Here is a 21354-nt window from a genome sequence, read left to right on the forward strand (position 1 = left end):
GTTCCCGCGCGATGGCGGTTAGTGTCACCCGCCCCGCACCAAGGCGGAAGGGGGCGTCATGGCATCGTCGTACGAACGGCTCGCGGAACTCCTCGACCCCGCGAGCACCGTGCTGCTCACCGTCGAGTGCCAGCAGGGCGTGCTGGGCCCGGAGAGCGCCCTGCCCGAACTCGCCCGTGAGGCACGGGCGTCGGGCGCTCTCGGCAACATCGCCCGGCTGGTCGCCGCGGCGCACGACACCGGCGTCCAGGTGATCCACGCGGTCGCCGAACGCCGCCCGGACGGCCGCGGCGCCAACCGCAACGCCCGCCTGTTCCGCGCCGCCGAACGGCTGCCCGTCCAGCAGCTCTCCGGCACCACGGCGGTCCGCGTCGCGCCCCCCATCGAGGTCTCGGAGGAGGACCTCGTCGTACGACGGCTGCACGGCCTGTCGCCGATCCAGGGCACCGACGTCGACCCCCTGCTGCGCAACCTCGGCTGCCGCACCCTGGTCGTCACCGGTGTCTCGGCCAACGTGGCCATCCCGAACACGGTGTTCGACGCGGTCAACCGGGGCTACACGGCCGTCGTCCCGGCCGACGCCGTCGCGGGAGTGCCCTCCGAGTACACCCCCGCGATGGTCCGCAACACCCTCGCGTTGGTCGCCACGGTCGCGACCACGGACGAGGTGCTCGGCTGCCTCAAACAACCGCGCCGGCGGTCCTGAGGATCAGGCCAGCGAGATCTGGTCGCCGGAGACCGTGATGTTGGCCGCCGTCAGACCCGTGGTCGCCGGGCCCTGCTTCACGCTGCCGTCCGCTATGGCGAACTTGCTGCCGTGACACGGGCAGACGATCTCGCCGGAGGCGACGCTGGTCACCGCGCAGCCGGCGTGCGGGCACTTCGTCGAGAACGCCTTGTACGTACCCGACGTCGGCTGGGTGACGACCACGGCCTGGTCCTTGTAGATCGTGCCGCCGCCCTCCGGGATGTCCGTGGTCTTGGCGAGCGCGGTGCCACCGGCCGCGGCCGTGGAGCCGCCGGCCGAGCCGTTGCTGTCCTGGGTGGTGGAGCCACCGCCCGCGTTGCCGTTCGTGGTGGTCGTGCTGGACGACGAGTCGTCCGACGACCCGCAGGCGGTCAGCGCGGCGGCGAGCCCTGCGGCTCCGGCCGCCGCCATCACGGTGCGGCGAGCCGGGTTGGCCGAGGGGTTGAGCGGTGCGCTGGTCATGTGAGGGGTTCCCTTCCGCGGAGCTTCTCGTTGATCCGTCCAGGGGTACGGTCTTCGGGCACCACCTGTTCAGACGGCATCCAGATAGTGACCACCTGGACATGAGGCTTCGGTAAAACCGCGCTGTCGGTTCGCTGTCGGTCTTGACCTGCGCCGAAGCCGGGCCGCCGGCCCTCGGCGCCGGCGCACCGGACGGGCCGGGCGGAAGGGCGCCGTGACCTGGCCCGCCGGGGACGGCCGGTCCGCGAGGCGGCCGAGACCGCCGTCGAAGACGCCGGCTCCGGTCACGATCCGGCCTGCTTCCTGCCCGGACCTGTTTACCCGGATTCGTCCTTTCCGGCAGGCAGGAAGACCATGAGCGACAGCTTTTCGTCACGGGCGTCCGCCAGTCTCAGCTGTTCCAGGTCGACACGTCCGAGCCGCGGGTGCCGCAACTCCTTCCGGGCGGAGGCGAAGCCGCTGACGCTCCGCTCGTCCCACAGCGCACGGAACACGTCGGAGGCGTCCAGCAGCGACTCCAGCAGCTCGGGGCCGCGCGGATCGTCGGGATACCGGGCGAGCGCCACCCGCAACTGGCCGGCGAGGGAGCGTGCCTCGCCGGGCCAGTCGACGAACAGTCCCGGCCCCCGCGACTCGGTGAAGGTGATCCAGAGGATGTTGCGCTCGTCCGCCGCACGCCGGTCGAGGCCGCCGAGCAGCTCGGCGTACGCGTCGTTGTAGGCCAGCAGGTCCCACCACGGGTTCGTCACGTAGGCGGGCCTGGGGGACAGTTCCCGCACCAGCCGTTCGAGGAGGGGATCGACCTGCACGGGCCCGGGGCCCGCGGGCGGCGGCACCAGGGCGGCCAGGGTGAACAGGTGCGTGCGCTGCGGCCCGGAGAGCCGCAGCGCACGGGCCAGGCTTTCGACGACCTGCCTGCTCACGCTGATGTCGCGGCCCTGTTCGAGCCACGTGTACCAGGTGACGCTCAGCCCGGCGAGCTGCGCCAGTTCCTCGCGGCGCAGCCCCGGGCTACGGCGCCGCGGCCCGGACCGGAAGCCTGCCGCCGCCGGGTCGGTCGCCTCCCGCCGGGCGCGGAGAAAGGCGCCCAGTTCGCCGCGCTGGACCAGGTCTGCCATGGGCCGAACTCCTCCTGGACGGTGGTTCCACCCCTCACCGTAGGAGCCTCCGTGACCATGACGCCAACGAGAGTTGGGAACAGGTGGTATGCGGCGGCCGCATGGCGGGGCCGTACGGTGACCTCGGTGCGGGGCCGGGGCGCACCTCGCCCGCTGTCACGCTCGGTTACTATGCTCACTTCGCGCCGGAGGTCACCCCCGGTCGCCGACTGCCTGGTTGAGAAGCTGGATGGCCTGGGAAAATGCTGCGAGAAGTCACCGCGACCCGCTACATCACGCCCCTGCGGGAGGGCGGTTCGCTGCCGGGGCTCGTCGAGGCCGACGACCTCGGCACGTACGTCCTGAAGTTCACCGGCGCGGGGCAGGGCCGCAAGACGCTGGTCGCCGAGGTCCTCTGCGGTGAACTCGCGCGCCGGCTCGGGTTCCGGATGCCCCGGCTGGTCACCGTCGAGCTGGATCCGGTGCTGGGGCTCGGCGAACCCGAGCAGCAGGTGCAGGACCTGCTGCGGGGCAGCGGCGGCACCAACCTCGGCATGGACTTCCTCTCCGGCGCCCTCGGCTTCGACCCGCTCGCCTTCGCGGTGAGCCCCGAGGAGGCCGGGCGGATCGTCTGGTTCGACGCGCTGGTCAACAACGTCGACCGCTCCTGGCGCAACCCCAACCTGCTGGTCCACCGCGGCGACCTGTGGCTCATCGACCACGGCGCCACCATGATCTGGCAGCACAACTGGCCGTCGGCGGAGGCGTCCGCGGCCCGCCCGTACGACGCCGCCGACCACGCGCTGAGCGGGTTCGGCCCCGACGTCCGGGCGGCCGCCGCCGAGTTGGCGCCCCGGGTCACCGAGGAACTGCTCGCCGAGGTCACCGCCGAGATCCCGGACGTCTGGCTCGCCGCCGAGCCCGGTTTCGACACCCCCGACGACCTGCGGCGCACCTACGCGCGGCCGCTGCTCGCCCGGGCCGCCGTCATCCACGAACGCATCACCGGCATCGAGGGGGCCAAGTGAGCGAGACCCACATCAACGTGGCCGGACACATGACCGAGCGCCACATCACCCGGACCGGCCAGGGCGGCGACCGGGACGTCTTCGAGTACGCCCTGCTGCGCGTCGTACCCCGGGTGGAACGCGGCGAGTGCATCAACGCCGGGGTGCTCGTGTACTGCCGGGCCAAGGGCTACGTCGGCGCCCGCACCCACCTCGACGAGGCCCGGCTGCTGGCCCTGGACCCGGACGCGGACGTCGCCGGGGTACGGGCCGCGCTCGGGGCGGTGGAGGGTGTCTGCGCGGGCGGGGCGGCGGCGGGGCACGCGGCCGGGGACGACCCGGGGCGGCGCTTCCGCTGGCTGGTCGCGCCCCGCTCCACCGTCGTCCAGCCGGGACCCGTGCACACCGGGCTCACCCGCGACCCGGCCGCCGAGACGGAGCGGTTGGTGGACCTCCTGGTGAGGTAATGGATCACACTGCGCGGCGTGACGTTGACACCGCGTGCCAGGGCTTCTAGCGTCACGTCTGTCGAAGGTACTAAGCGGTCGCTCACCAGCCGGCCGGGCTCTCGATCAGGCGTTCTCAAGGGCGAGGAGAAACAGCAATGTCCAGCACTGAGCAGCGGGTGGCCGTCGTCACCGGTGCCGCACGTGGCATCGGCGCCGCCACCGCCGTACGACTGGCCGCCGAGGGCCGCGCGGTCGCCGTGATCGACCTCGACGAGGCCGCCTGCAAGGACACCGTCGAGAAGATCACCGCGGCCGGCGGCAAGGCGATCGCGGTCGGCGCGGACGTCTCCGACGAGGCCCAGGTCGCCGCCGCGATCGCGCGGGTCGTCGAGGAGCTGGGCGCCCCGACCATCCTGGTCAACAACGCCGGCGTGCTCCGCGACAACCTGCTGTTCAAGATGTCCGCGTCCGACTGGGACACGGTCCTCAACGTGCACCTGCGCGGCTCCTTCCTGATGACCAAGGCGGTCCAGCAGCACATGGTCGAGGCCGGCTGGGGCCGGGTCGTCAACCTGTCCTCCTCCTCGGCGCTCGGCAACCGCGGCCAGGCCAACTACTCCGCCGCCAAGGCCGGTCTGCAGGGCTTCACCAAGACCCTCGCCATCGAGCTCGGCAAGTTCGGCATCACCGCCAACGCCGTCGCCCCCGGCTTCATCGCCACCGAGATGACCAAGGCCACCGCCGAGCGCGTGAAGATGGGCTTCGAGGAGTTCAAGGCCGCCGCCGCCACCCAGATCCCCGTGCAGCGCGTCGGCGAGCCCGAGGACATCGCCAACGCCATCGCCTTCTTCACGAACGAGGCCGCCGGCTTCGTCTCCGGCCAGGTCCTGTACGTGGCCGGCGGACCGCTCGACTAGCAGCACACCGGGGAACCTGGGGAACACTGACATGACTGAACTGCCCGAGCTGTCCGGCAAGGTCGCCGTCATCACCGGCGCGAGCCGCGGCATCGGCTACGGCGTCGCCGAGGCGCTGGTCGCCCGCGGCGACCGCGTCGCCATCACCGGCCGCAACGAGGAGGCGCTCAAGGAGGCCGTCGAGAGCCTCGGCGCCGAGCGCGTCATCGGCATCGCCGGCAAGGCGCACGACCTGGCCCACCAGAGCGAGGTCGTCGAGCGCACCATGGCGGCCTTCGGCCGCGTCGACTACCTGGTCAACAACGCCGGCACCAACCCGGTCTTCGGCCCGATCGCCGACGTCGACCTGGACGTGGCCCGCAAGGTGTTCGAGACCAACGTGGTCTCCGCCCTCGGCTTCGCCCAGAAGACCTGGCACGCCTGGCAGAAGGACAACGGCGGCGCCATCGTCAACATCGCCTCCGTCGCCGGTCTGTCGGCCTCGCCGTTCATAGGCGCGTACGGCATCAGCAAGGCCGCGATGATCAACCTGACCCAGCAGCTGGCGCACGAGTTCGCCCCCGGCGTCCGGGTCAACGCGATCGCCCCCGCGGTCGTCAAGACCAAGTTCGCCGAGGCCCTGTACGAGGGCCGGGAGGCGGAGGCCGCCGCGGGCTACCCGCTCAAGCGGCTCGGCGTGCCCTCCGACATCGGCGGCGCCGCCGCGTTCCTCACCTCGGAGCAGTCCGACTGGATCACCGGCCAGACGCTCGTCGTCGACGGCGGCATCTTCCTGAACGCAGGCATGGCCTGACGGACCCTCGGGCGTCGTTTTCGTCACAGATATTTGCCGCATGTGTGAGGAAAACGGCGCCCCCGCGGTCGTACGAGATCCGCACAGTCGGATGACAACGTCGTCATAGCACATTCGATCAACGCCCGTGTTTCCGGGGTGCTTCAAGGCGCGCAACGCTGCGGTAAGGTCTGCCGCCGACCCCTGGTATGGCGGATCGAGGAGCGAGCGCGTGTTCAACCGCAACCGAGGCCTGCGAAGAGTCGCCGCTGTCGCGTCCATCTCCCTCGTGGCCGGGTGCGGGGTGCTCTCCGGCAGCAGCGCGGGCAACAGCGGGCCGATCGTCGTCGGTACGACCAGTGCCCCCAGCACCCTCGACCCGGCGGGATCGTGGGACGGCTCCTGGGAGCTGTTCCGGAACATCTACCAGACCCTGCTCGCCTACCCCGACGGTGCCACCACCCCGCAGCCCGACGCCGCGCAGAAGTGCGCCTTCACGGACTCGGGCGACCGCACCTACCGCTGCGAACTACGCTCCGGGCTGAAGTTCGCCGACGGCGACAAGCTCGACGCCGCGGCCGTCAAGTACTCCATCGACCGGATCCGCAGCATCAACGCGCCCAGCGGCCCGGCCGGACTGCTCGGCAGCCTCGACCGGGTGGAGACCACCGGTGACCGCGAGGTGGTCTTCCACCTCAACAAGGCGGACGCCACCTTCCCGTTCGTGCTCGCCACCCCGGCCATGTCCGTCGTCGACCCCGACGACTACCCCGCCCACTCGTTGCGCAAGGACGCCTCCGTGCACGGCTCCGGGCCGTACACCCTCAAGTCGTACACGGACGGCAAGCGCGCCGAGCTGGTCCGCAACGACAACTACCAGGGCTTCGCGCAGCGCCAGAACGACGCGGTGACCATCCGTTACTTCCAGGACTCGGCCACCATGGTCAAGGCCCTGCGCTCCGGGGACATCGACGTCACCTACCGCGGTCTCGCCGCCTCCGACATCGTCGCCCTGCAGGCGCACCGCAGCACCGACCTGCAGCTGCTCGACGGCACCGGCACCGACATCAGCTACCTGGTGTTCAACCCCGAGGACCCGTGGGCCAAGCTGCCCGCGGTGCGCAGGGCCGTCGCCCAGCTCGTCGACCGGGCCGCCATCGCCCACACCGTCTACAAGGACACCGTCGACCCGCTGTACTCCATGGTCCCGGCGGGCCTGACCGGCCACACCACCGGCTTCTTCGACGACTACGGCGACCCCAGCACCTCCAAGGCCCACAAGATCCTCGCCGACGCCGGCATCACCCGGCGGGTCCCGCTCACCTTCTGGTACACCACCGACCGCTACGGCTCCGAGACCGGCCAGATGTTCCAGGAGCTCAAGCAGCAGCTCGACGACTCCGGGCTGTTCACCATCACCCTCAAGAGCCGGCCCTGGAAGACCTACGTCGTCGGCTACCAGAAGGGCGAGTACCCGGTGTTCGGCCGCGGCTGGTTCCCGGACTTCCCCGACGCCGACAACTTCATCGCCCCCTTCGTCGGCGAGCAGAACGCCCTCGGCACGCCCTACCCGTCCCCCGTGATCACCGGCAAGCTGCTGCCGCACTCCCGCGGCGAGAGCGACCGCGGCGAGGTCGTCAAGGACTTCGAGGAGGCCCAGCAGATCCTCGTCAACGACGCCCGGCTGATCCCGCTGTGGCAGGGCCGGCAGTACGTCGCGGCCAGCGACGACATCTCGGGCGGCGAGAAGGCCCTCGACCCGTCGACGATCATGATGATGTGGGAGCTGCACCGCAAGACCAGCTGGTGAAACCGCCGTCCGGCACCGGTTGTCAGTGGTCGCCTGTAGGTTTTTCGGTATCAGCAGGAACTGCAAGTGACCGCAATTCGTGAGGACGTTGACGTGACCGACACCGCCATGCTGCCCGAGTCCTGGCGCGGGGTTCTGGGCGACGAGCTGCAGCAGCCCTACTTCAAGGAGCTGACCGAGTTCGTCGAGGAGGAGCGGGCGAAGGGCCCCGTCTACCCGCCGCGGGAGGAGGTCTTCGCCGCGCTGGAGGCGACGCCGTTCGACCAGGTCAAGGTGTTCGTCCTCGGCCAGGATCCCTACCACGGCGAGGGCCAGGGCCACGGACTGTGCTTCTCCGTCCGCCCCGGCGTGCGGATCCCGCCGTCCCTGCGGAACATCTACAAGGAGATGCGCGAGGAGCTGGGCTGGGAGTCCGTGCCCGACAACGGCTACCTGATGCCGTGGGCGCGGCAGGGCGTGCTGCTGCTCAACGCGGTCCTCACGGTCCGTGCCGGTGAGGCCAACTCGCACAAGAACAAGGGCTGGGAGAAGTTCACGGACGCGGTGATCCGTGCGGTCGCCGAGCGTCCCGACCCGGCCGTCTTCGTCCTCTGGGGCGGTTACGCGCAGAAGAAGCTCCGGCTGATCGACGAGACCCGGCACGTGGTGATCCAGGGCGCGCACCCGTCCCCGCTCTCCGCGAAGAAGTTCTTCGGCTCCCGCCCCTTCACCCAGATCGACGAGGCGGTGGCGGCCCAGGGCCACGAGCCGATCGACTGGCGGATCCCCGACCTGGGCTGAGCACATACAGAGGGCGCCTCGAAGCCGGCCGGGGGGGGCAACCCCCTGGGGCGCGAGGAACTGCGCGATCAACCCCCACCGGCCGGCAAGTCGACCACCGGACCTGCGGTCCAACGGCGCCGCCTGACAAGAAAAACTGACGGCGCCGTTTACCGTCGGCACCACACAACGGCTTACCAGCCCGGAGGGCCTAGTGGTGGAGCGACAGGAGCGGACGGCACCCGACGCCGTGCTCACGCGGATCGGGCAGGTCGTGATGCTGCACCACGCCGGGGACCGCGAGGAGGCCCGCCGGCGCCTGCTCGACCTGTGGGCGGAGCTCGGCGAGCACGGCGAGCCGCTGCACCGGTGCACCCTGGCCCACTACCTGGCCGACACCCAGGACGACCCGTCCGACGAACTCGCCTGGGACCTGCGGGCGTTGTCCGCGGCGGACGAGGCTGAGGGAGACGGGCAACTGCGCGGCTTCTACCCCTCCCTGCACCTGAACCTCGCCGCCGACTACGTGAAGCTCGGCCGTGCCGAGGCCGCCCGCAGCCACCTGCACCGGGCCCGCGGCGCGGCCGCCGCACTCGGCGACGACGGGTACGGCGACGGGGTCCGGGCCGCGATCAGCCGCCTGGAACTACGGCTCGGGGACGACGGCGACCCGGGCGCCGACTCCTGGGGCCCGCCACGGCAGCGGCCCGAGTAGGGCCGCGCCGACGGCTCAACGCCCGTACGTCTGTTCGCAGATCCGCGCCTGCGGGCTGTCCGCGTCCCAGCCGCCGTACTGCTTGCCCAGGGCGCACACGTCCGGGGTCTTCGGGACGGAGGGGGAGAGGCCGGGAAGGCCGGCCTGCGGGCTCCGCGACCGGGGCACGGCGTGGGGGTGCGGGGTAGCGGCGCGCGGGGCCGCCGGGGCGCGGTGCTGGGCCGGGGGAGCGGGCGCCGGGGCGTGGGAGGCGGCCGGTGCGGCCCGGTGGGCCGGGCGGGACGGCCCGACCATCTCCAGGGCCTCCTTGACCGGCGCCTGCACCACCCGCGGCTCGGCGCTGCCGTCCGGGCGGGGCACCGAGGGCAGCGTGCTCGCCGTACCCGGAGGCGGGCCGGGCACCCCTGGGCGCTGGACCGTCACACAGCCGGAGAGGGCCGAGACGGTCACGGTGACCAGGAGCGCTGCGGTGGTCGTCGTTCGATGCACCCGCGCAACTCTGCTGGGTCGGCCCGGAGGTTGACACCGCCGACAGGACTTTCGTGCCCCGCACGGGTGATCTCGTGCCCCCTACGGGGGACGGACGGGTGCCGGGCTGACGTCAGTCGCCGGTCGCGCCGTCGATCCGCTCCCGGATCAGGTCGGCGTGGCCGTTGTGCCGGGCGTACTCCTCGATCATGTGGGTGTGGATCCAGCGCAGGTTGAACTGCTCGCCGGTACGGCGGTGGCGGCCCTTGGAGAGGTCGTCCAGGCCGAAGCCGGCCGCGGCGTGCCGGGCGGCCTCGATCTCGGCCCGCCAGGCCGCGTGCGCCTCCTGCCAGGTGTCCGCCTCGGTGAGATGGAAATCGCCGTCCGGGTCCGCGTCGCTCCAGTAGAGCGGCGGCGCCTCCGCACCGGTGAGGATCCTGCGGTACCAGTTCCGCTCCACGTCCGCCATGTGCCGCACCAGCCCCATCAGGGACAGCGGGGACGGCTCCACGGAGGCGGTCCGCAGCTGGGCGTCGGTCAGGCCCTCGCACTTCACCGCGAGGGTCTCTCGGTGGAACTCCAACCAGCCTTCCAGCATGGTGCGTTCGTCGGCGTCGACGTCGGGTGCGCGGCGTTCGGTCGTCATGTCCGGCATCCTGGCCCACCCCGGCCGATCCCACCACGGATTATCGGCCCGTATCCTGCCCTTCAGGCACGCGCGGGCAACCGCAGGCAACCAAGGGGAGCGTCAGTGAAGGTCGGCTGCATCGGACTCGGCGACATCGCGCAGAAGGCGTACCTGCCGGTGCTGGCCACGCAACCCGGGCTCGAACTCCACCTGCAGACCCGCACCCCCGCCACCCTCGACCGGATCGCCGACAGCCTGCACCTGCCCGCCGGCCGCCGGCACGCGACCCTCGACGACCTCCTCGCCCAGGATCTCGACGCCGCCTTCGTGCACGCGGCCACGGTCGCCCATCCCGAGATCGTCGCCCGGCTGCTGGAGGCGGGCGTACCCACGTACGTCGACAAGCCCCTCGCCTACCGGCTCGCCGACTCCGAGCGGCTCGTGGCGCTCGCCGAGGCGCGGAACGTGTCGCTCTTCGTCGGCTTCAACCGGCGCCACGCCCCCGGCTACGTGCAGTGCGCCGACCACCCGCGCGAGCTGATCCTGATGCAGAAGAACCGCATCGGGCTCCCCGAGGAACCCCGCACCATGATCCTCGACGACTTCATCCACGTCGTCGACACCCTGCGCTTCCTCGCCCCGGGACCGGTCGACGACGTGACCGTCCGTGCCCGGGTCGCCGACGGCCTGCTGCACCACGTCGTCCTCCAGCTCGCCGGGGACGGCTTCACCGCGCTCGGCGTGATGAACAGGCTCAGCGGCTCGGCCGAGGAGATCCTGGAGGTCTCCGGCCAGGACACCAAGCGCCAGGTCCTCAACCTCGCCGAGGTCATCGACCACAAGGGCCAGCCGACGGTCCGGCGGCGCGGCGACTGGGTGCCGGTGGCCCGGCAGCGCGGCATCGAACAGGCCGTACTCGCCTTCCTCGACGCCGTCCGCGCCCGGAAGGTGCTCAGCGCCCGGGACGCACTGGCGACCCATGAGCTGTGCGAGCAGGTGGTACGAGAGGTTCGGCGGCACTCCGGCGCAGCCTGACCGTCCGCAGCCCCTCGGCCAGGCAGTACGCGGCCAGCACCAGCAGCGCGCCGTCCACCGGCCAGTCGCCGTACCGCACGAACGGGGTGACCCCGCGGGCGATCGGCACCTCGTAGACCTGTGCGGTGCTCGCGTCGGTGCCGAGCCAGGAGCCGATGCGCTCGCCGCCCGGGCCGTACACCGCGGAGACCCCGGTCAGGGTGGCGTGGACCATCGTGCGGCCGGTCTCGGCGGCCCGGAGCGCGGCCAGCGAGGCGTGCTGCTCGGGGGCCCAGCTGTCCTGGAACGAAGAGGTCGACGTCTGGCCGATCAGCACCTGCGCGCCGTCCTGGGCGAGATGCCGGCTCATGTCGGGGAACGCCGTCTCGAAGCAGATCATCGGGCCGATCCGCAGTCCGTGGCCGACGTCCATCACCACCTGCTCGGTGCCGCGCCGCCGGTCCTCGCCGGCCGCCTTGCCGACCGAGGTGGCCCAGCCGAGCAGGGAGCGGGCCGGTATGTACTCCCCGAACGGCACCAGGCGCATCTTGTCGTACCGGTCGCCGGTCGGGCCGTCGGCGCCGACCAGTAGGGAGCTCTTGTAGATACCGGGCCGGTCGGAGCGCCGGGCGTCGACGTTGACCAGGATGTCCGCGCCGGTCTCCCGGGAGAGGGCCGCGATCCGCCGCGCGAGATCGGGCCGGTCCCCGAGGTCGTACCCGACACTGCTCTCGCCCCAGACGATCAGATCGGGATGCTGCCCGGCCAGCTGCCGGGTCAGCTGCTCCTCGCGGTCGAAGCGCCGGACGCCGCTGTCGGTGCCGTCGACGATGCCGGGCTGTACGACGGCGATCCGGACGTGGCCGTCGACGTCCGGGCGCGGTGACCACATCCAGGCCGCCGAGGTCGCGGCGGCCGTCGCCACCAGCGAGGCCACCGCGGGCAGGCGGGCCTCCCGCACGGCCAGCAGCACGGCCACCGCCACGTTGACGGCCACCACCAGGAAGCTCAGCAGCCACACCCCGCCGACCGAGGCCAGCCGCAGCGCCGGTGTCACCTGCCACTGGGTCGCGCCGAGCATGCCCCACGGCCCGCCGAGCCCCTGCCAGGACCGCACCAGCTCCACCATCAGCCAGCCCGACGGCAGCACCAGCACCGCGGCCGCGGCCCGCCCCGGCGACGGCACCCCGCCCAGCAGCCGGCGCGTCACCCAGCCCCATGGCGCCCAGAACACGCTCAGCAGCCCGGCGATCAGGAAGATGAAGACGTGCAGGCTCGGCAGCAGCCAGTGGTGCACGGCGACCATGAACCCGAACCCGCCGCACCAGCCGTCGTACGCCGCCCGCCGCCCGGTCGGCGCCGAGCGCGCCAGCAGCAGCCACGGCACCAGCGCGACGTACGCGAACCACCACAGCGACGGCGCCGGAAAGGCCAGCACCGGCAGCGCGCCCGCCAGCGCCCCGGCGCAGGAACGCCGCCAGGGGGAGGTGAGCCAGCGCTCGACGGTCCTCATCCATCGCCTCCTGACCGCGGGTCCTTCCAGTGTGCGGGACCGGGCGGGATCCCCGACAGGGGGCACGGGCGCGGGCTCAGTCGGACACGGCCACCGCACGCGGGTCCGGCAGCCGGCGCCACCGCTCCTCGACGACCACCTGACGCAGCCGCCAGCCGTCCCCGGTGCGCAGGAACGCGAACGAGTAGCGGCCGCCGCACACGAAGTCCGGGGCGGAGGAGGTGCCGTCGCCGCCGGCGAAGCGCATCGGGTTGACGTAGTCGGCCTGCAGGTGGGCGGTGTCGCCGGTGTCGTGGTCCAGGATCCCGAACCGCACCAGGCGGTTGACGATCAGATGCTGCCGCATCTCGAAGAGGGTCAGGTTCTCCGCGAGCCACCCGGCCACCTGCCCGGCATCGCCCTCGATCCCCCCGGCGGAGCGGTAGTCGGCCCGCCCGTCCGCCGTGAACAGCCTCCGGTACGCCGTCCAGTCACCGTCGTCGACGGCCACCGCGTACTCGGTGACCATCTCGTCCACGGCCAGCCGGTCCATCACGGTCGCGAGCTCCACGCGCTGCGTCATCGGCTCAGTGTTGGGCACGGGGCGGGCGGAGCCAAGGGGCACGGGCGATATTCGGTGATGTTCGAGCCGACCGCCCCCGGCCCCGGCCTCATGAACAGTCAGTCCGTCGAACAGGAAACCGAGTTCCGCATCCGTGGCCACCTCGTCGGGCCGGTGGACACGGCCCGGCCCCGCACCCCCGGGCCGGATTGGTAGGGTGCGCGGATCGCACCGCCCGGGGTGTCGTGGCACCGGGCGGGGAAAGGGGCCAGGGGACGATGCAGCCTTCGGAGGCCCGGCGCGCAGTGGCCGCGGCCGTCTCGGTCGCCGTGTCGCTCGGCCTGACCGCCGACGACGCGGTCGTTCTCCAGGACTCCAACAAGCTCACCGTGCGGCTGCTGCCGTGCGACGTCCTGGCCCGGGTGGCGCCCGTGGCGCATCAGGTCGCACGGTTCGAGATGGAGCTTGCCCGGCGGCTCGCCGCGTCCGGGTGCCCGGTGGCTGCGCTCGAACCGAGAGTGGAGCCGGGCGTCCACGAGCGTGACGGCTTCGAGGTCACGCTGTGGACCTACTACGAACCCCCGGCCCCGCCTCGCGAGGTCCCGGCGGCCGACTACGCCCGGGCACTGGAGCGGCTGCATGCCGGCCTGCGCGAGATCGACGTCCCGGCGCCGCACTTCACGGACCGCGTCGAGCGGGCCCGGCGACTCGTCGCGGACCGCGACCGTACGCCGGCGCTCGCCGACGCGGACCGGGAACTGCTCGGCGACACGCTCCGAAGCCTGGGACGGGCGGTCGGCGAGCGCGGCGGCGGCGCCGAGCAGTTGCTGCACGGCGAGCCGCACCCGGGCAACGTGCTCGCCACGGAGAACGGGCTGCTCTTCATCGACTTCGAGACGTGCTGCCGTGGACCGGTCGAATTCGACCTCGCGCACGCACCCGAAGAAGTCGGCGAGCACTGTCCGGGGGCCGACCGGGAGCTGCTGCGCCAGTGCCGGATCCTCGTGCTCGCGATGATCACCGCATGGCGCTGGGACAAGGACGACCAGCTCCCCGACGGGCGCCGGCTGGGCACGGAGTGGCTCGGCCGGATCCGGGCGGCACTTGATCGCAACGGCCCGGAGATCCGGCGCTGAGAGCCGGTGCGGGCCGGTGCGGGCCGGTACTCGCGCCCGCGTGGCCGTAAGATCGTCGTCCGGTCGGTCCGAGGAGGTCTGCGATGGCACGTCCCGTCACGGTGGTCACCGGCGGCAGCCGGGGAATCGGCGCGGCCACCAGTCTGCGGCTCGCGGCCGACGGGCACGACGTGGTGATCGGCTACGTCCGGGACGGGGACGCCGCCGAGGCGGTCGCGGAGGAGGTGCGCAAGGCCGGGGCGCGCTGTGCCGTCGTCCGGGTGGACACCTCCGTGGAGGCCGAGGTGGAGGGGCTGTTCGACGCGGCGGAGCGGGAGCTGGGGGCCGTCACAGGGCTGGTGAACAACGCCGCCGTGACCGGGCCGTTCGGGCGGCTGGCCGACGCGGCGACCGCGGATCTCCGCCGGGTGGTGGAGGTCAACCTGCTGGGCACGCTGCTGTGTTCACGCCGTGCCGCCCGGCTGATGGCGGCACGGGGGAGCGGCGCGATCGTGAACGTGTCCTCGGCGGCGGCCACCCTCGGCAGCCCCGGCGAGTACGTCCACTACGCGGCGACCAAGGCGGCCGTCGACGCCCTCACCGTGGGCCTCGCCAAGGAACTGGGCCCCGACGGCGTGCGCGTCAACGCCGTGGCACCCGGCGTGATCGAAACGGAGATCCACGCGGCGATGGGCGACCCCGGCCGGGCCGAACGGGTCGGTCTCACCACGCCGTTGGGCCGCGCCGGCCGGCCCGGGGAGATCGCCGCCGCGATCGCCTGGCTGCTGTCGCCCGAGGCCTCCTACACGACCGGCACGGTGCTGCGCGTCTCCGGCGGCCGCTGAACCCCCGGCCGGTCAGGCCGCCTCGATGATCTGCTCGCGGATCGCCGCGGCCCACTCGACCACCAGCAGTTCGTACTCCGCCCGCTCCTGGGCCGACAGAGTTCCGCCCGCACGCAGCCACAGCGCCCGGATGTGCTCGTTGACCTCGGCAGCAGACCGCACGGAACCAGGGGTTCGGGAATCGGGGGACATGAGAAACAGCGTAGGGGCAAGAACTGACCGTGCGCTACCGGGCCACTACGCAGACCGTATGGGGTTGGTCACGGGCGATACGGCGGGCGGGTGGCCACGCCTTGGCATTTGCCAGGCGGCTCGTCCCGGCTCCCACCGGCCCGGGTGCCCCTGTGCAGGACTTCGCCCTTGCCGGAGCGGGTGCGACGGCCCCAAACCCCTGGAGTACGAGGGCAGTCGGGGGTTGGCCGAGATGCGGCGCCCGGCCGTGGTCGCCTGGCCGCCCCCTCACCGACCTCTCACTGCCCCCTCGTTGTCCCCTCGCCGTCACCCCGTCGGCAGCGCCGAGGCGAGCAGCGCGAGCTTCTCGGCGCTGCCGCTGCCCGGGTCCGGGTGGTAGACGACGAGCGTCTGCCCCGCCGCCCCGCTGACGCTCAGCCGCTCGCGGTTCAACCGCAGCCGGCCGACCTGGGGGTGGTCGACGACCTTGGCCGCGCCGTCGCAGGACGCCACGTCGTGGCGGGCCCAGAGACGGCTGAAGTGCGGGCTGGCGAGGGAGAGTTCACCGACGAGGTCGATGACGCGCGGGTCGTCCGTGTCGGTCCCGACGGAGCGCCGGAACCCGGCGACCATGCCGGCACCTGCCTGCTCCCAGCCGGGGTGGAGGGCCTGCTCGGCGGGGTCGAGGAAGATGTCCCGGAGCCGGTTGGCGCCGACCGAGAAGCGCGGTGACAGCGCGGTCGCGAGGGCGTTGACGGCGAGGACGTCGAAGTACCGGCCCTCGACCAGCGCGGGCAGCGGGAGAGCGACGACGAGTTGGGCGACGCCCGGCGGGACGGTCTCCTTCCGGGCCCGGCGCCGCCGCCGGCGGGGCCGGGCGCTGCCGAGGCGGAGCAGATACGCCGTCGCGTCCTCGTCGAGCCGCAGCACGCGCGCGAGGGACTCCAGGACCTGCACGGAGGGGTTGCGGTCGCGGCCCTGTTCCAGGCGCAGGTAGTAGTCGGCGCTGATGCCCGCCAGCATCGCGACCTCCTCCCGGCGCAGGCCCGGCACCCGCCGTGTCCCCAGCGCGGGGATGCCGGCCTGTTCCGGCGTGACCAGCTCGCGGCGGGCGCGCACGTACGAGCCCAGCAGGTTCGGTTCGTCGGTCATCCCGCCACCGTAATGCGGCCACCGCGCCCGTGCCTGGTCCTGTCACCCCCAGGACCGGCAGGGCTCTGCCCCGGTCCGGGGCCGGGCCGCAGCGTGGTCGGTGACAGCGACGAGCAAGCCGAGGAGCACGATCATGTCGACGTATCTGCTGGTACACGGTGCCTGGCACAGCGGGGAGTGCTGGGAGCGGGTGGTCCCCCTGCTGACGGCGGCGGGGCACCGGGTGTACGCACCCTCCCTGACCGGGCACGGTGAGAAGGCCCGTCTGCTCGGACCCGAGGTCGGTCTCGACACCCACGTGGCCGACGTCGTCGGGCTGATCAGGGACGAGGACCTGACCGGCGTCGTCCTCGTCGGGCACAGCTACGCGGGGCTGGTCGTCTCGGCCGCCGCCAACGAAGTCCCCGACCGCGTCGGGCATCTGGTCTACCTCGACGCGATGGTCCCGGAGCACGGCGAGAGCGCGGCCGACGTCCAGCCCCTGACCCGGGGGCTGATCGACAGCGCCCTCGCGTCCGACAGCGGCTGGCGGGTCCCGCCGCTGCCCGAACTGCCGCCGCCCCACGGCCTGTTCGGGGTGACCGAGGCGGCGGACGTGGCGTGGCTGCGCGGCATGCTGTCCGACCAGCCGGTGCGCAGCCTCCAGCAGCCGGTGCGCCTGGACGATCCTGCCGTGGGCGCGATCCCGCGGACCCACATCCACTGCGTGGCGAACGTCCCGGAGGGCATCGTCCGGCGGCCGGTCCCCGCCACCGACCAGGTGTGGGAACTGCCCACCGGCCACGACTGCATGATCACCATGCCGGCCGGACTCGCCGACCTCCTGCTCAAGCTGGGCTGATCCCGGGCGGATATTCGCTGGGTCCGGCAGCCGCGGGTCCGTAGGGTCGGCGCATGACGGACGGGAACCAGCGGGCGGTACAGGCGGCGGTCGACGCGGAGCTGCGGCTCCTCGATCCCGGGGTGCGCGCCCGCCCGGACCTCGTCCTGGAGCTGCTCGATCCGGAGTTCACCGAGGTCGGGGCGTCCGGCCGCCGCTGGGACGCGACGTCCATCCTGACGGTGACCGGCGACGGCTCGGTGTCCCCGGAGTCACCGGTCGAGGTGACCGAGATGTCCGGGACCGTCCTGGCCCCGGGCATCGTGCACCTGACGTACTTCGCGGACAACCAGGGCCGCCGGGTCCGGCGCAGCTCCCTGTGGCGGCTCACGGAGACGGGCTGGCGCCTCTTCCACCACCAGGGCACCCCGGTGGCCGGCCGCGCCTGAGCACACGGCCGACGGCGCGTCGTGGCGCTTTCCGTGGAGCGCCTAGCTCGCCGACTCCGCCGCGTGCGGGCTCAGTACGTCCGCCGAGACCAGGGCGATGATCACGATACCGAGGGCGACGCGGTACCAGACGAACGGCATGAAGCTCTTGTTGGAGATCCATTTCATGAACCACGCGATCACCGCATAGCCCGACGCGAACGCGATCACCGTCGCGAACAGGGTCGGCCCCCAGGCCACGTGGCCCTCGCTCACCGAGTCCTTGACCTCGAAGGCGCCGGAGGCCAGCACCGCCGGGATGGCGAGCAGGAAGGAGTAGCGGGCGGCCGCCTCGCGCCTGTAGCCCATGAACAGGCCCCCGCTGATGGTGGCGCCGGAGCGGGAGACGCCGGGGATCAGGGCGCAGGCCTGGCAGAGGCCGAAGATCAGGCCGTCCTTCACGCTCAGGTTCTCCAGCGTCTTGCGCTGCTTGGGGGCCCGGTGCCGACGGCCCGCCTCGTCGCGGGCGGCCAGCCGGTCGGCGATGCCGATGACGACGCCCACGACGATGAGCATGGTCGCGGTGATGCGGAGGTCGCGGAACGGGCCCTCGATCTGGTCCTTCAACGTCACGCCCAGCAGGCCGATCGGGATCGAGCCGACGATCACCAGCCAGCCCATCTGCGCGTCGTGGTCCCGGCGCATCGCCTTGTCGAACAGCGACCTGAACCAGGCCGAGACGATCCGCCCGATGTCCTTGCGGAAGTAGATCAGCACCGCGGTCTCCGTGCCGATCTGGGTGATCGCCGTGAAGGCGGCCCCAGGGTCCTTCCAGCCGGAGAAGGCCGCGGTCAGCCGCAGATGCGCGCTGGAGGAGACGGGCAGGAACTCGGTCAGCCCCTGGACGAGGCCGAGGACCAGCGATTCAAACCAAGACATGAAGGTACGGCGTCCCAGGGTGAGGAAGGGGCTGGCGGTCGCTCGGGCACGCGTGCTCACGCGGCCGTGCGTCGGCACACGGGTGCACGTGTGCCCGTGATCATGCGCGTGCCACCGCAGCGTAGCGGGCCGGGGTGACGGCGCGGACACAGGGGTTCGACAGGCGGCCGGGCGGCAACGGGGTGTTGACCGGTCAAGGTGCCGCCGCTTACGTTTCAGCAGGGGAAAGCGCTTGCTCCGTACATCGGGGTGCGGTGCGGCGCACCTCGGGCGGGAGTTCGCCCATCGCCGGTACACGCCCGAGGAGTGCTGATCACGTCCATGCCCCGCTCCCCCCGCTCCGCGGACCCCTTCGGCGGCCGCCGCATCCGGGCCGCCGTCGTCGGCGCCGGCGCCATCGGGCGCGGCTCCCATCTGCCCGCCCTCGCCCGGCTGGCCGCGGAGGGTGAGACCGAGGTCGTCGCCGCCGTCGACATCGATGCCAGAGCCGTCGAGGAGTTCCGCGCCGAGGCGGGCATCCCGCACGCCTACACAGACCTGGACCGGATGCTCGCCGAACAGCGGCCCGACCTGGTCACCATCGGCACCCCGCCGACCCTGCACCGGGACCAGACGGTGGCCGCGCTGCGGGCCGGCGCCTGGGTGTGGTGCGAGAAGCCGCCGGTACCGAGCCTCGCCGACTTCGACGCGGTCGAGGCGGCGGAGGGCACGGACGGCGGGCCGTACGCGTCCATCGTCTTCCAGCACCGGTTCGGCTCCGGGGCGGCCCACGTGCGTCGGCTGCTGGCCGAGGGGGCACTGGGCCGTCCGCTGGTCGCCCACTGCCAGACCACCTGGTACCGGGACACCGCTTACTACGCGGTGCCCTGGCGGGGCCGCTGGGCGACCGAGGGCGGGGGCCCGGCGATGGGCCACGGCATCCACCAGACGGATCTGCTCCTCGACCTGCTCGGGCCGTGGAGCGAGGTGCGGGCGATGGCCGGCCGGCTGGTGCACGACGTGGAGACCGAGGACGTCTCCACCGCCCTGCTCCGGTTCGCGAACGGCGCCCTGGCCACCGTCGTGAACAGCGTGCTCAGCCCCGACGAGGTGAGCCGCATCCGCATCGACTGCGAGCGCGCGACGGTCGAACTGACCCATCTGTACGGGCACGCCAACGACAACTGGCGCATCATCCCCGCCCCGGGCGTCCCCGCCGAAGAGGCGGCCGCCTGGCGGGACTTCGGCCCGGACGTGCCCAGCTCGCACCTGGCCCAGCTGCGTGAGCTGATCGCCGCCATGCGGGCGGGGGAGCGGCCGCGCAGCAGCGGCGCCGACGGGCGCACCAGCCTGGAGCTGGTCACCGCGCTGTACAAGGCGGCGTTCACCGGTACGACCGTCCGCGCGGGCGAGATCGGTCCGGGTGATCCCTATTACACGGCCCTGCACGGGGGCGCCCCGGGCTGGGCGCCGGTCGAGCGTGAGGAGCCGGTCGAGCGCGAGGAGGTGTCCGCGTGAGCGGCGAACTGCGGATCACGCACACCCACGGCGACCGGGTCACCGTGACCGAGCCGGTCACCGGGGTGCAGCTCTTCTCGTACGTCTACCGGCCCGAGGCGGCCTGGGAGGCGCCGAGGCCCTACCTGCACCCGGTCCGTACCCTCGGCGGGGACGTCGTCACCGACTACCGGCCCAACGACCACCGCTGGCACAAGGGCCTCTCCCTGACCGCCTCGCACCTGTCGGGCGCGAACCTGTGGGGCGGCAACTCCTATGTGCACGGCGAGGGTTACCTCGCCATCCCGGAGCGCGTCGGCTCGATGCGGCACGCCGGCTTCGACGAGCTGTCGTCGGCCGACGGCCGCCTGGTCGTCGCGGAGCGGCTGACCTGGCATCCGTACGACGGGACGCTGTGGGCGGAGGAGCGGCGCCGCATCGAGGTCCACGACGTGGACCCCGGGTCCCGTTCGTGGGCGCTCACCTGGACGAGTGCGATCACCAACCGCCGTACCGAACCGCTGCTGTTCGGCAGCCCGACCACGGCCGGGCGCGAACAGGCGGGCTACACCGGCCTGTTCTGGCGCGGCCCGCGTGCCTTCCGGGACGGCCGGATCGTCGGCCCGGCGGGGGAGGGTCCGGAGGCCATGGGCTCGCAGTCCCCCTGGCTGGCGCTGTCCGGCGAGCACGACGGCACCGACGGCCATGCCACCGTCGTCTTCGAACACGCCCCGGAGAACGACCACTCGGGTGCCCGCGGCAGCCACCCCGCGCACTGGTTCGTGCGCAACGACCCGTTCGCCGGCATCGCCCCCTCCTGGGCCTTCCACGACGAGCTGGAGCTGGCCCCGGGCGACACCCTGCGGCGCCGCTACCGGGTCGTCGTCGCCGACGGTGCCTGGGAGCGCGCGGAGATCGCCAAGTACCTGGAGGCGCACCCCTGGTGAACGGGCGGGGAGGTCGCGCGCGGGGGGCGGCCGGGCGGCCCGGCGCGAGCGGCCGGGGGAAGTAGGCCGCTCAGGCGGCTTCCGGTCCGCTGACGGTCCAGCCCGGTGCCTGCGGGTGGGCCGTCAGGTCCTCGTGCCGTACCGGGTCGCCGCAGGCCTCGCAGACGACGACCGCCGCGAGCGTCTTGCCGCAGCTGTGCTCGATCACCATCGGGCGGTCGCCGCCCGGGTGCAGGTGGCGGTCGCCCCAGGCCATCAGGGTCATCAGGACCGGCTCCAGTTCGAGGCCCGCCTGGGTGGCCCGGTACTCGAAGCGCTGCGGCCGCTCGCTGTAGACGCGTTTGGTGAGGATCCCCGCGTCGACGAGCCGGCGCAGCCGGGTGGCCAGGATGTCCCGCGGGGCACCGATGTTGCGCACCAGCCGGTCGAAGCGGCCGTTGCCCAGGTACACCTCCCGCAGGACCAGCAGGGAGTACTTCTCGCCGACCAGCGCCAGGGCGTCGGCGATCGAGCATGGGCGGGGGTCCTTGGGGGCGGCCATGGGGTCAGTCTAGTGGAGGG

General features: G+C 72.5%; 25 protein-coding genes. 15 read left to right on the forward strand and 10 right to left on the reverse strand.

The features are described from left to right. The first annotated feature begins 58 nt into the window (after positions 1-58). Positions 59-706: an isochorismatase family protein gene (locus ACFZB3_RS23340; protein WP_391377998.1), complete on the forward strand. Its 648-nt coding sequence runs from the start codon at positions 59-61 to the stop codon at positions 704-706. Between the two features lie 3 nt (positions 707-709). On the opposite strand, the gene ACFZB3_RS23345 is transcribed toward ACFZB3_RS23340, so the two are convergent. Both ACFZB3_RS23345 and ACFZB3_RS23350 read right to left on the reverse strand, forming a co-directional pair. Continuing rightward, positions 710-1210, reverse strand: coding sequence for a Rieske 2Fe-2S domain-containing protein (locus tag ACFZB3_RS23345; RefSeq protein WP_391378000.1), 501 nt, complete (start codon positions 1208-1210; stop codon positions 710-712). 317 nt (positions 1211-1527) lie between these two features. Next, positions 1528-2328 carry a helix-turn-helix domain-containing protein gene (locus ACFZB3_RS23350; RefSeq protein ID WP_391378002.1) on the reverse strand — a complete coding sequence of 267 codons (801 nt, stop codon included), beginning with the start codon at positions 2326-2328 and terminating at the stop codon, positions 1528-1530. 242 nt (positions 2329-2570) lie between these two features. Here ACFZB3_RS23350 and ACFZB3_RS23355 point away from each other — a divergent pair, with 242 nt between their 5' ends. The 7 genes from ACFZB3_RS23355 to ACFZB3_RS23385 all read left to right on the forward strand — a co-directional run bounded on the left by ACFZB3_RS23355 (position 2571) and on the right by ACFZB3_RS23385 (position 8736). After that, positions 2571-3335 (forward strand): HipA family kinase, encoded by a 765-nt coding sequence (locus ACFZB3_RS23355; protein ID WP_391378004.1) that lies wholly within the window; start codon positions 2571-2573, stop codon positions 3333-3335. A gap of 29 nt (positions 3336-3364) precedes the next feature. Then, positions 3365-3781, forward strand: coding sequence for a DUF3037 domain-containing protein (locus ACFZB3_RS23360; RefSeq protein ID WP_391378852.1), 417 nt, complete (start codon positions 3365-3367; stop codon positions 3779-3781). A gap of 137 nt (positions 3782-3918) precedes the next feature. Then, positions 3919-4680 (forward strand): 3-oxoacyl-ACP reductase FabG, encoded by a 762-nt coding sequence (fabG, locus tag ACFZB3_RS23365; RefSeq protein ID WP_089105586.1) that lies wholly within the window; start codon positions 3919-3921, stop codon positions 4678-4680. Positions 4681-4711: 31 nt separating this feature from the next. Then, entirely contained in the window at positions 4712-5473 is a 762-nt protein-coding gene (locus ACFZB3_RS23370) for a glucose 1-dehydrogenase (RefSeq protein ID WP_391378006.1), read from the forward strand. 211 nt (positions 5474-5684) lie between these two features. Continuing rightward, positions 5685-7262, forward strand: a complete 1578-nt coding sequence (locus ACFZB3_RS23375; RefSeq protein ID WP_391378008.1) for an ABC transporter substrate-binding protein — start codon at positions 5685-5687, stop codon at positions 7260-7262. 93 nt (positions 7263-7355) lie between these two features. Then, positions 7356-8042 carry a uracil-DNA glycosylase gene (gene ung / locus ACFZB3_RS23380; protein ID WP_391378010.1) on the forward strand — a complete coding sequence of 229 codons (687 nt, stop codon included), beginning with the start codon at positions 7356-7358 and terminating at the stop codon, positions 8040-8042. Positions 8043-8235: 193 nt separating this feature from the next. Continuing rightward, positions 8236-8736 carry a hypothetical protein gene (locus ACFZB3_RS23385; protein WP_391378012.1) on the forward strand — a complete coding sequence of 167 codons (501 nt, stop codon included), beginning with the start codon at positions 8236-8238 and terminating at the stop codon, positions 8734-8736. A 15-nt stretch (positions 8737-8751) separates the two neighbouring features. On the opposite strand, the gene ACFZB3_RS23390 is transcribed toward ACFZB3_RS23385, so the two are convergent. Then, on the reverse strand, positions 8752-9225 hold the full coding sequence (locus ACFZB3_RS23390; protein WP_391378013.1) for a hypothetical protein: 474 nt from the start codon (positions 9223-9225) through the stop codon (positions 8752-8754). Positions 9226-9337: 112 nt separating this feature from the next. Continuing rightward, positions 9338-9850 carry a DUF664 domain-containing protein gene (locus ACFZB3_RS23395; RefSeq protein WP_391378015.1) on the reverse strand — a complete coding sequence of 171 codons (513 nt, stop codon included), beginning with the start codon at positions 9848-9850 and terminating at the stop codon, positions 9338-9340. 105 nt (positions 9851-9955) lie between these two features. Between ACFZB3_RS23395 and ACFZB3_RS23400 the strand changes: the two genes are divergently transcribed. Beyond that, positions 9956-10867 carry a Gfo/Idh/MocA family oxidoreductase gene (locus tag ACFZB3_RS23400; RefSeq protein ID WP_391378017.1) on the forward strand — a complete coding sequence of 304 codons (912 nt, stop codon included), beginning with the start codon at positions 9956-9958 and terminating at the stop codon, positions 10865-10867. Here ACFZB3_RS23400 and lnt read toward each other — a convergent pair. Further along, complete coding sequence (gene lnt, locus ACFZB3_RS23405) at positions 10785-12359, reverse strand: apolipoprotein N-acyltransferase (protein ID WP_391378019.1); 1575 nt, start codon at positions 12357-12359, stop codon at positions 10785-10787. The genes ACFZB3_RS23400 and lnt overlap by 83 nt on opposite strands. 76 nt (positions 12360-12435) lie before the next feature. Beyond that, positions 12436-12921, reverse strand: coding sequence for a nuclear transport factor 2 family protein (locus tag ACFZB3_RS23410; protein WP_391378021.1), 486 nt, complete (start codon positions 12919-12921; stop codon positions 12436-12438). A gap of 257 nt (positions 12922-13178) precedes the next feature. Here ACFZB3_RS23410 and ACFZB3_RS23415 point away from each other — a divergent pair, with 257 nt between their 5' ends. Together ACFZB3_RS23415 and ACFZB3_RS23420 are read left to right on the forward strand one after the other, a co-directional pair. After that, complete coding sequence (locus ACFZB3_RS23415; RefSeq protein ID WP_391378023.1) at positions 13179-14036, forward strand: phosphotransferase; 858 nt, start codon at positions 13179-13181, stop codon at positions 14034-14036. A gap of 83 nt (positions 14037-14119) precedes the next feature. Then, positions 14120-14860, forward strand: coding sequence for an SDR family oxidoreductase (locus ACFZB3_RS23420; RefSeq protein WP_391378025.1), 741 nt, complete (start codon positions 14120-14122; stop codon positions 14858-14860). 12 nt (positions 14861-14872) lie between these two features. Here ACFZB3_RS23420 and ACFZB3_RS23425 read toward each other — a convergent pair whose 3' ends face one another. Together ACFZB3_RS23425 and ACFZB3_RS23430 are read right to left on the reverse strand one after the other, a co-directional pair. Then, the gene (locus ACFZB3_RS23425) at positions 14873-15052 is read right to left on the reverse strand and encodes a hypothetical protein (protein WP_362585333.1); all 180 of its coding nucleotides are present in this window, start codon (positions 15050-15052) and stop codon (positions 14873-14875) included. Positions 15053-15358: 306 nt separating this feature from the next. After that, positions 15359-16183, reverse strand: coding sequence for a helix-turn-helix domain-containing protein (locus ACFZB3_RS23430; RefSeq protein ID WP_391378028.1), 825 nt, complete (start codon positions 16181-16183; stop codon positions 15359-15361). Positions 16184-16316: 133 nt separating this feature from the next. On the opposite strand from ACFZB3_RS23430, the gene ACFZB3_RS23435 reads away from it, so the two are divergent. After that, positions 16317-17024, forward strand: a complete 708-nt coding sequence (locus ACFZB3_RS23435; RefSeq protein ID WP_391378031.1) for an alpha/beta fold hydrolase — start codon at positions 16317-16319, stop codon at positions 17022-17024. A 53-nt stretch (positions 17025-17077) separates the two neighbouring features. Continuing rightward, entirely contained in the window at positions 17078-17452 is a 375-nt protein-coding gene (locus ACFZB3_RS23440) for a DUF4440 domain-containing protein (RefSeq protein ID WP_391378033.1), read from the forward strand. 42 nt (positions 17453-17494) lie between these two features. Here the strand turns inward: ACFZB3_RS23440 and ACFZB3_RS23445 are convergent, their stop codons facing one another. Beyond that, positions 17495-18370, reverse strand: coding sequence for an undecaprenyl-diphosphate phosphatase (locus tag ACFZB3_RS23445; protein ID WP_391378035.1), 876 nt, complete (start codon positions 18368-18370; stop codon positions 17495-17497). Positions 18371-18691: 321 nt separating this feature from the next. Between ACFZB3_RS23445 and ACFZB3_RS23450 the strand changes: the two genes are divergently transcribed. Both ACFZB3_RS23450 and ACFZB3_RS23455 read left to right on the forward strand, forming a co-directional pair. Further along, positions 18692-19867 carry a Gfo/Idh/MocA family oxidoreductase gene (locus tag ACFZB3_RS23450; protein WP_391378037.1) on the forward strand — a complete coding sequence of 392 codons (1176 nt, stop codon included), beginning with the start codon at positions 18692-18694 and terminating at the stop codon, positions 19865-19867. Next, positions 19864-20793, forward strand: a complete 930-nt coding sequence (locus ACFZB3_RS23455; protein WP_391378040.1) for a DUF6807 family protein — start codon at positions 19864-19866, stop codon at positions 20791-20793. The genes ACFZB3_RS23450 and ACFZB3_RS23455 overlap by 4 nt, the downstream gene beginning before the upstream one ends. Before the next feature lie 70 nt (positions 20794-20863). Here the strand turns inward: ACFZB3_RS23455 and ACFZB3_RS23460 are convergent, their stop codons facing one another. Continuing rightward, positions 20864-21334, reverse strand: a complete 471-nt coding sequence (locus tag ACFZB3_RS23460; protein WP_391378042.1) for a winged helix-turn-helix transcriptional regulator — start codon at positions 21332-21334, stop codon at positions 20864-20866. Between the last annotated feature and the right edge of the window lie 20 nt (positions 21335-21354).

It is taken from the genome of Streptomyces sp. NPDC008092 (genome assembly GCF_042957285.1).
Lineage (GTDB): Bacteria > Actinomycetota > Actinomycetes > Streptomycetales > Streptomycetaceae > Streptomyces.

What these genes read in the sequence shown, in the direction of transcription:
- ACFZB3_RS23340 (WP_391377998.1), top strand. Translation starts at nt 59, where the DNA reads ATGGCATCGTCGTACGAACGGCTCGCGGAACTCCTCGACCCCGCGAGC.
- ACFZB3_RS23345 (WP_391378000.1), bottom strand. Translation starts at nt 1,210, where the DNA reads ATGACCAGCGCACCGCTCAACCCCTCGGCCAACCCGGCTCGCCGCACC.
- ACFZB3_RS23350 (WP_391378002.1), bottom strand. Translation starts at nt 2,328, where the DNA reads ATGGCAGACCTGGTCCAGCGCGGCGAACTGGGCGCCTTTCTCCGCGCC.
- ACFZB3_RS23355 (WP_391378004.1), top strand. Translation starts at nt 2,571, where the DNA reads ATGCTGCGAGAAGTCACCGCGACCCGCTACATCACGCCCCTGCGGGAG.
- ACFZB3_RS23360 (WP_391378852.1), top strand. Translation starts at nt 3,365, where the DNA reads ATGACCGAGCGCCACATCACCCGGACCGGCCAGGGCGGCGACCGGGAC.
- fabG (WP_089105586.1), top strand. Translation starts at nt 3,919, where the DNA reads ATGTCCAGCACTGAGCAGCGGGTGGCCGTCGTCACCGGTGCCGCACGT.
- ACFZB3_RS23370 (WP_391378006.1), top strand. Translation starts at nt 4,712, where the DNA reads ATGACTGAACTGCCCGAGCTGTCCGGCAAGGTCGCCGTCATCACCGGC.
- ACFZB3_RS23395 (WP_391378015.1), bottom strand. Translation starts at nt 9,850, where the DNA reads ATGACGACCGAACGCCGCGCACCCGACGTCGACGCCGACGAACGCACC.
- lnt (WP_391378019.1), bottom strand. Translation starts at nt 12,359, where the DNA reads ATGAGGACCGTCGAGCGCTGGCTCACCTCCCCCTGGCGGCGTTCCTGC.
- ACFZB3_RS23410 (WP_391378021.1), bottom strand. Translation starts at nt 12,921, where the DNA reads ATGACGCAGCGCGTGGAGCTCGCGACCGTGATGGACCGGCTGGCCGTG.
- ACFZB3_RS23415 (WP_391378023.1), top strand. Translation starts at nt 13,179, where the DNA reads ATGCAGCCTTCGGAGGCCCGGCGCGCAGTGGCCGCGGCCGTCTCGGTC.
- ACFZB3_RS23420 (WP_391378025.1), top strand. Translation starts at nt 14,120, where the DNA reads ATGGCACGTCCCGTCACGGTGGTCACCGGCGGCAGCCGGGGAATCGGC.
- ACFZB3_RS23425 (WP_362585333.1), bottom strand. Translation starts at nt 15,052, where the DNA reads ATGTCCCCCGATTCCCGAACCCCTGGTTCCGTGCGGTCTGCTGCCGAG.
- ACFZB3_RS23430 (WP_391378028.1), bottom strand. Translation starts at nt 16,183, where the DNA reads ATGACCGACGAACCGAACCTGCTGGGCTCGTACGTGCGCGCCCGCCGC.
- ACFZB3_RS23435 (WP_391378031.1), top strand. Translation starts at nt 16,317, where the DNA reads ATGTCGACGTATCTGCTGGTACACGGTGCCTGGCACAGCGGGGAGTGC.
- ACFZB3_RS23440 (WP_391378033.1), top strand. Translation starts at nt 17,078, where the DNA reads ATGACGGACGGGAACCAGCGGGCGGTACAGGCGGCGGTCGACGCGGAG.
- ACFZB3_RS23445 (WP_391378035.1), bottom strand. Translation starts at nt 18,370, where the DNA reads ATGTCTTGGTTTGAATCGCTGGTCCTCGGCCTCGTCCAGGGGCTGACC.
- ACFZB3_RS23450 (WP_391378037.1), top strand. Translation starts at nt 18,692, where the DNA reads ATGCCCCGCTCCCCCCGCTCCGCGGACCCCTTCGGCGGCCGCCGCATC.
- ACFZB3_RS23460 (WP_391378042.1), bottom strand. Translation starts at nt 21,334, where the DNA reads ATGGCCGCCCCCAAGGACCCCCGCCCATGCTCGATCGCCGACGCCCTG.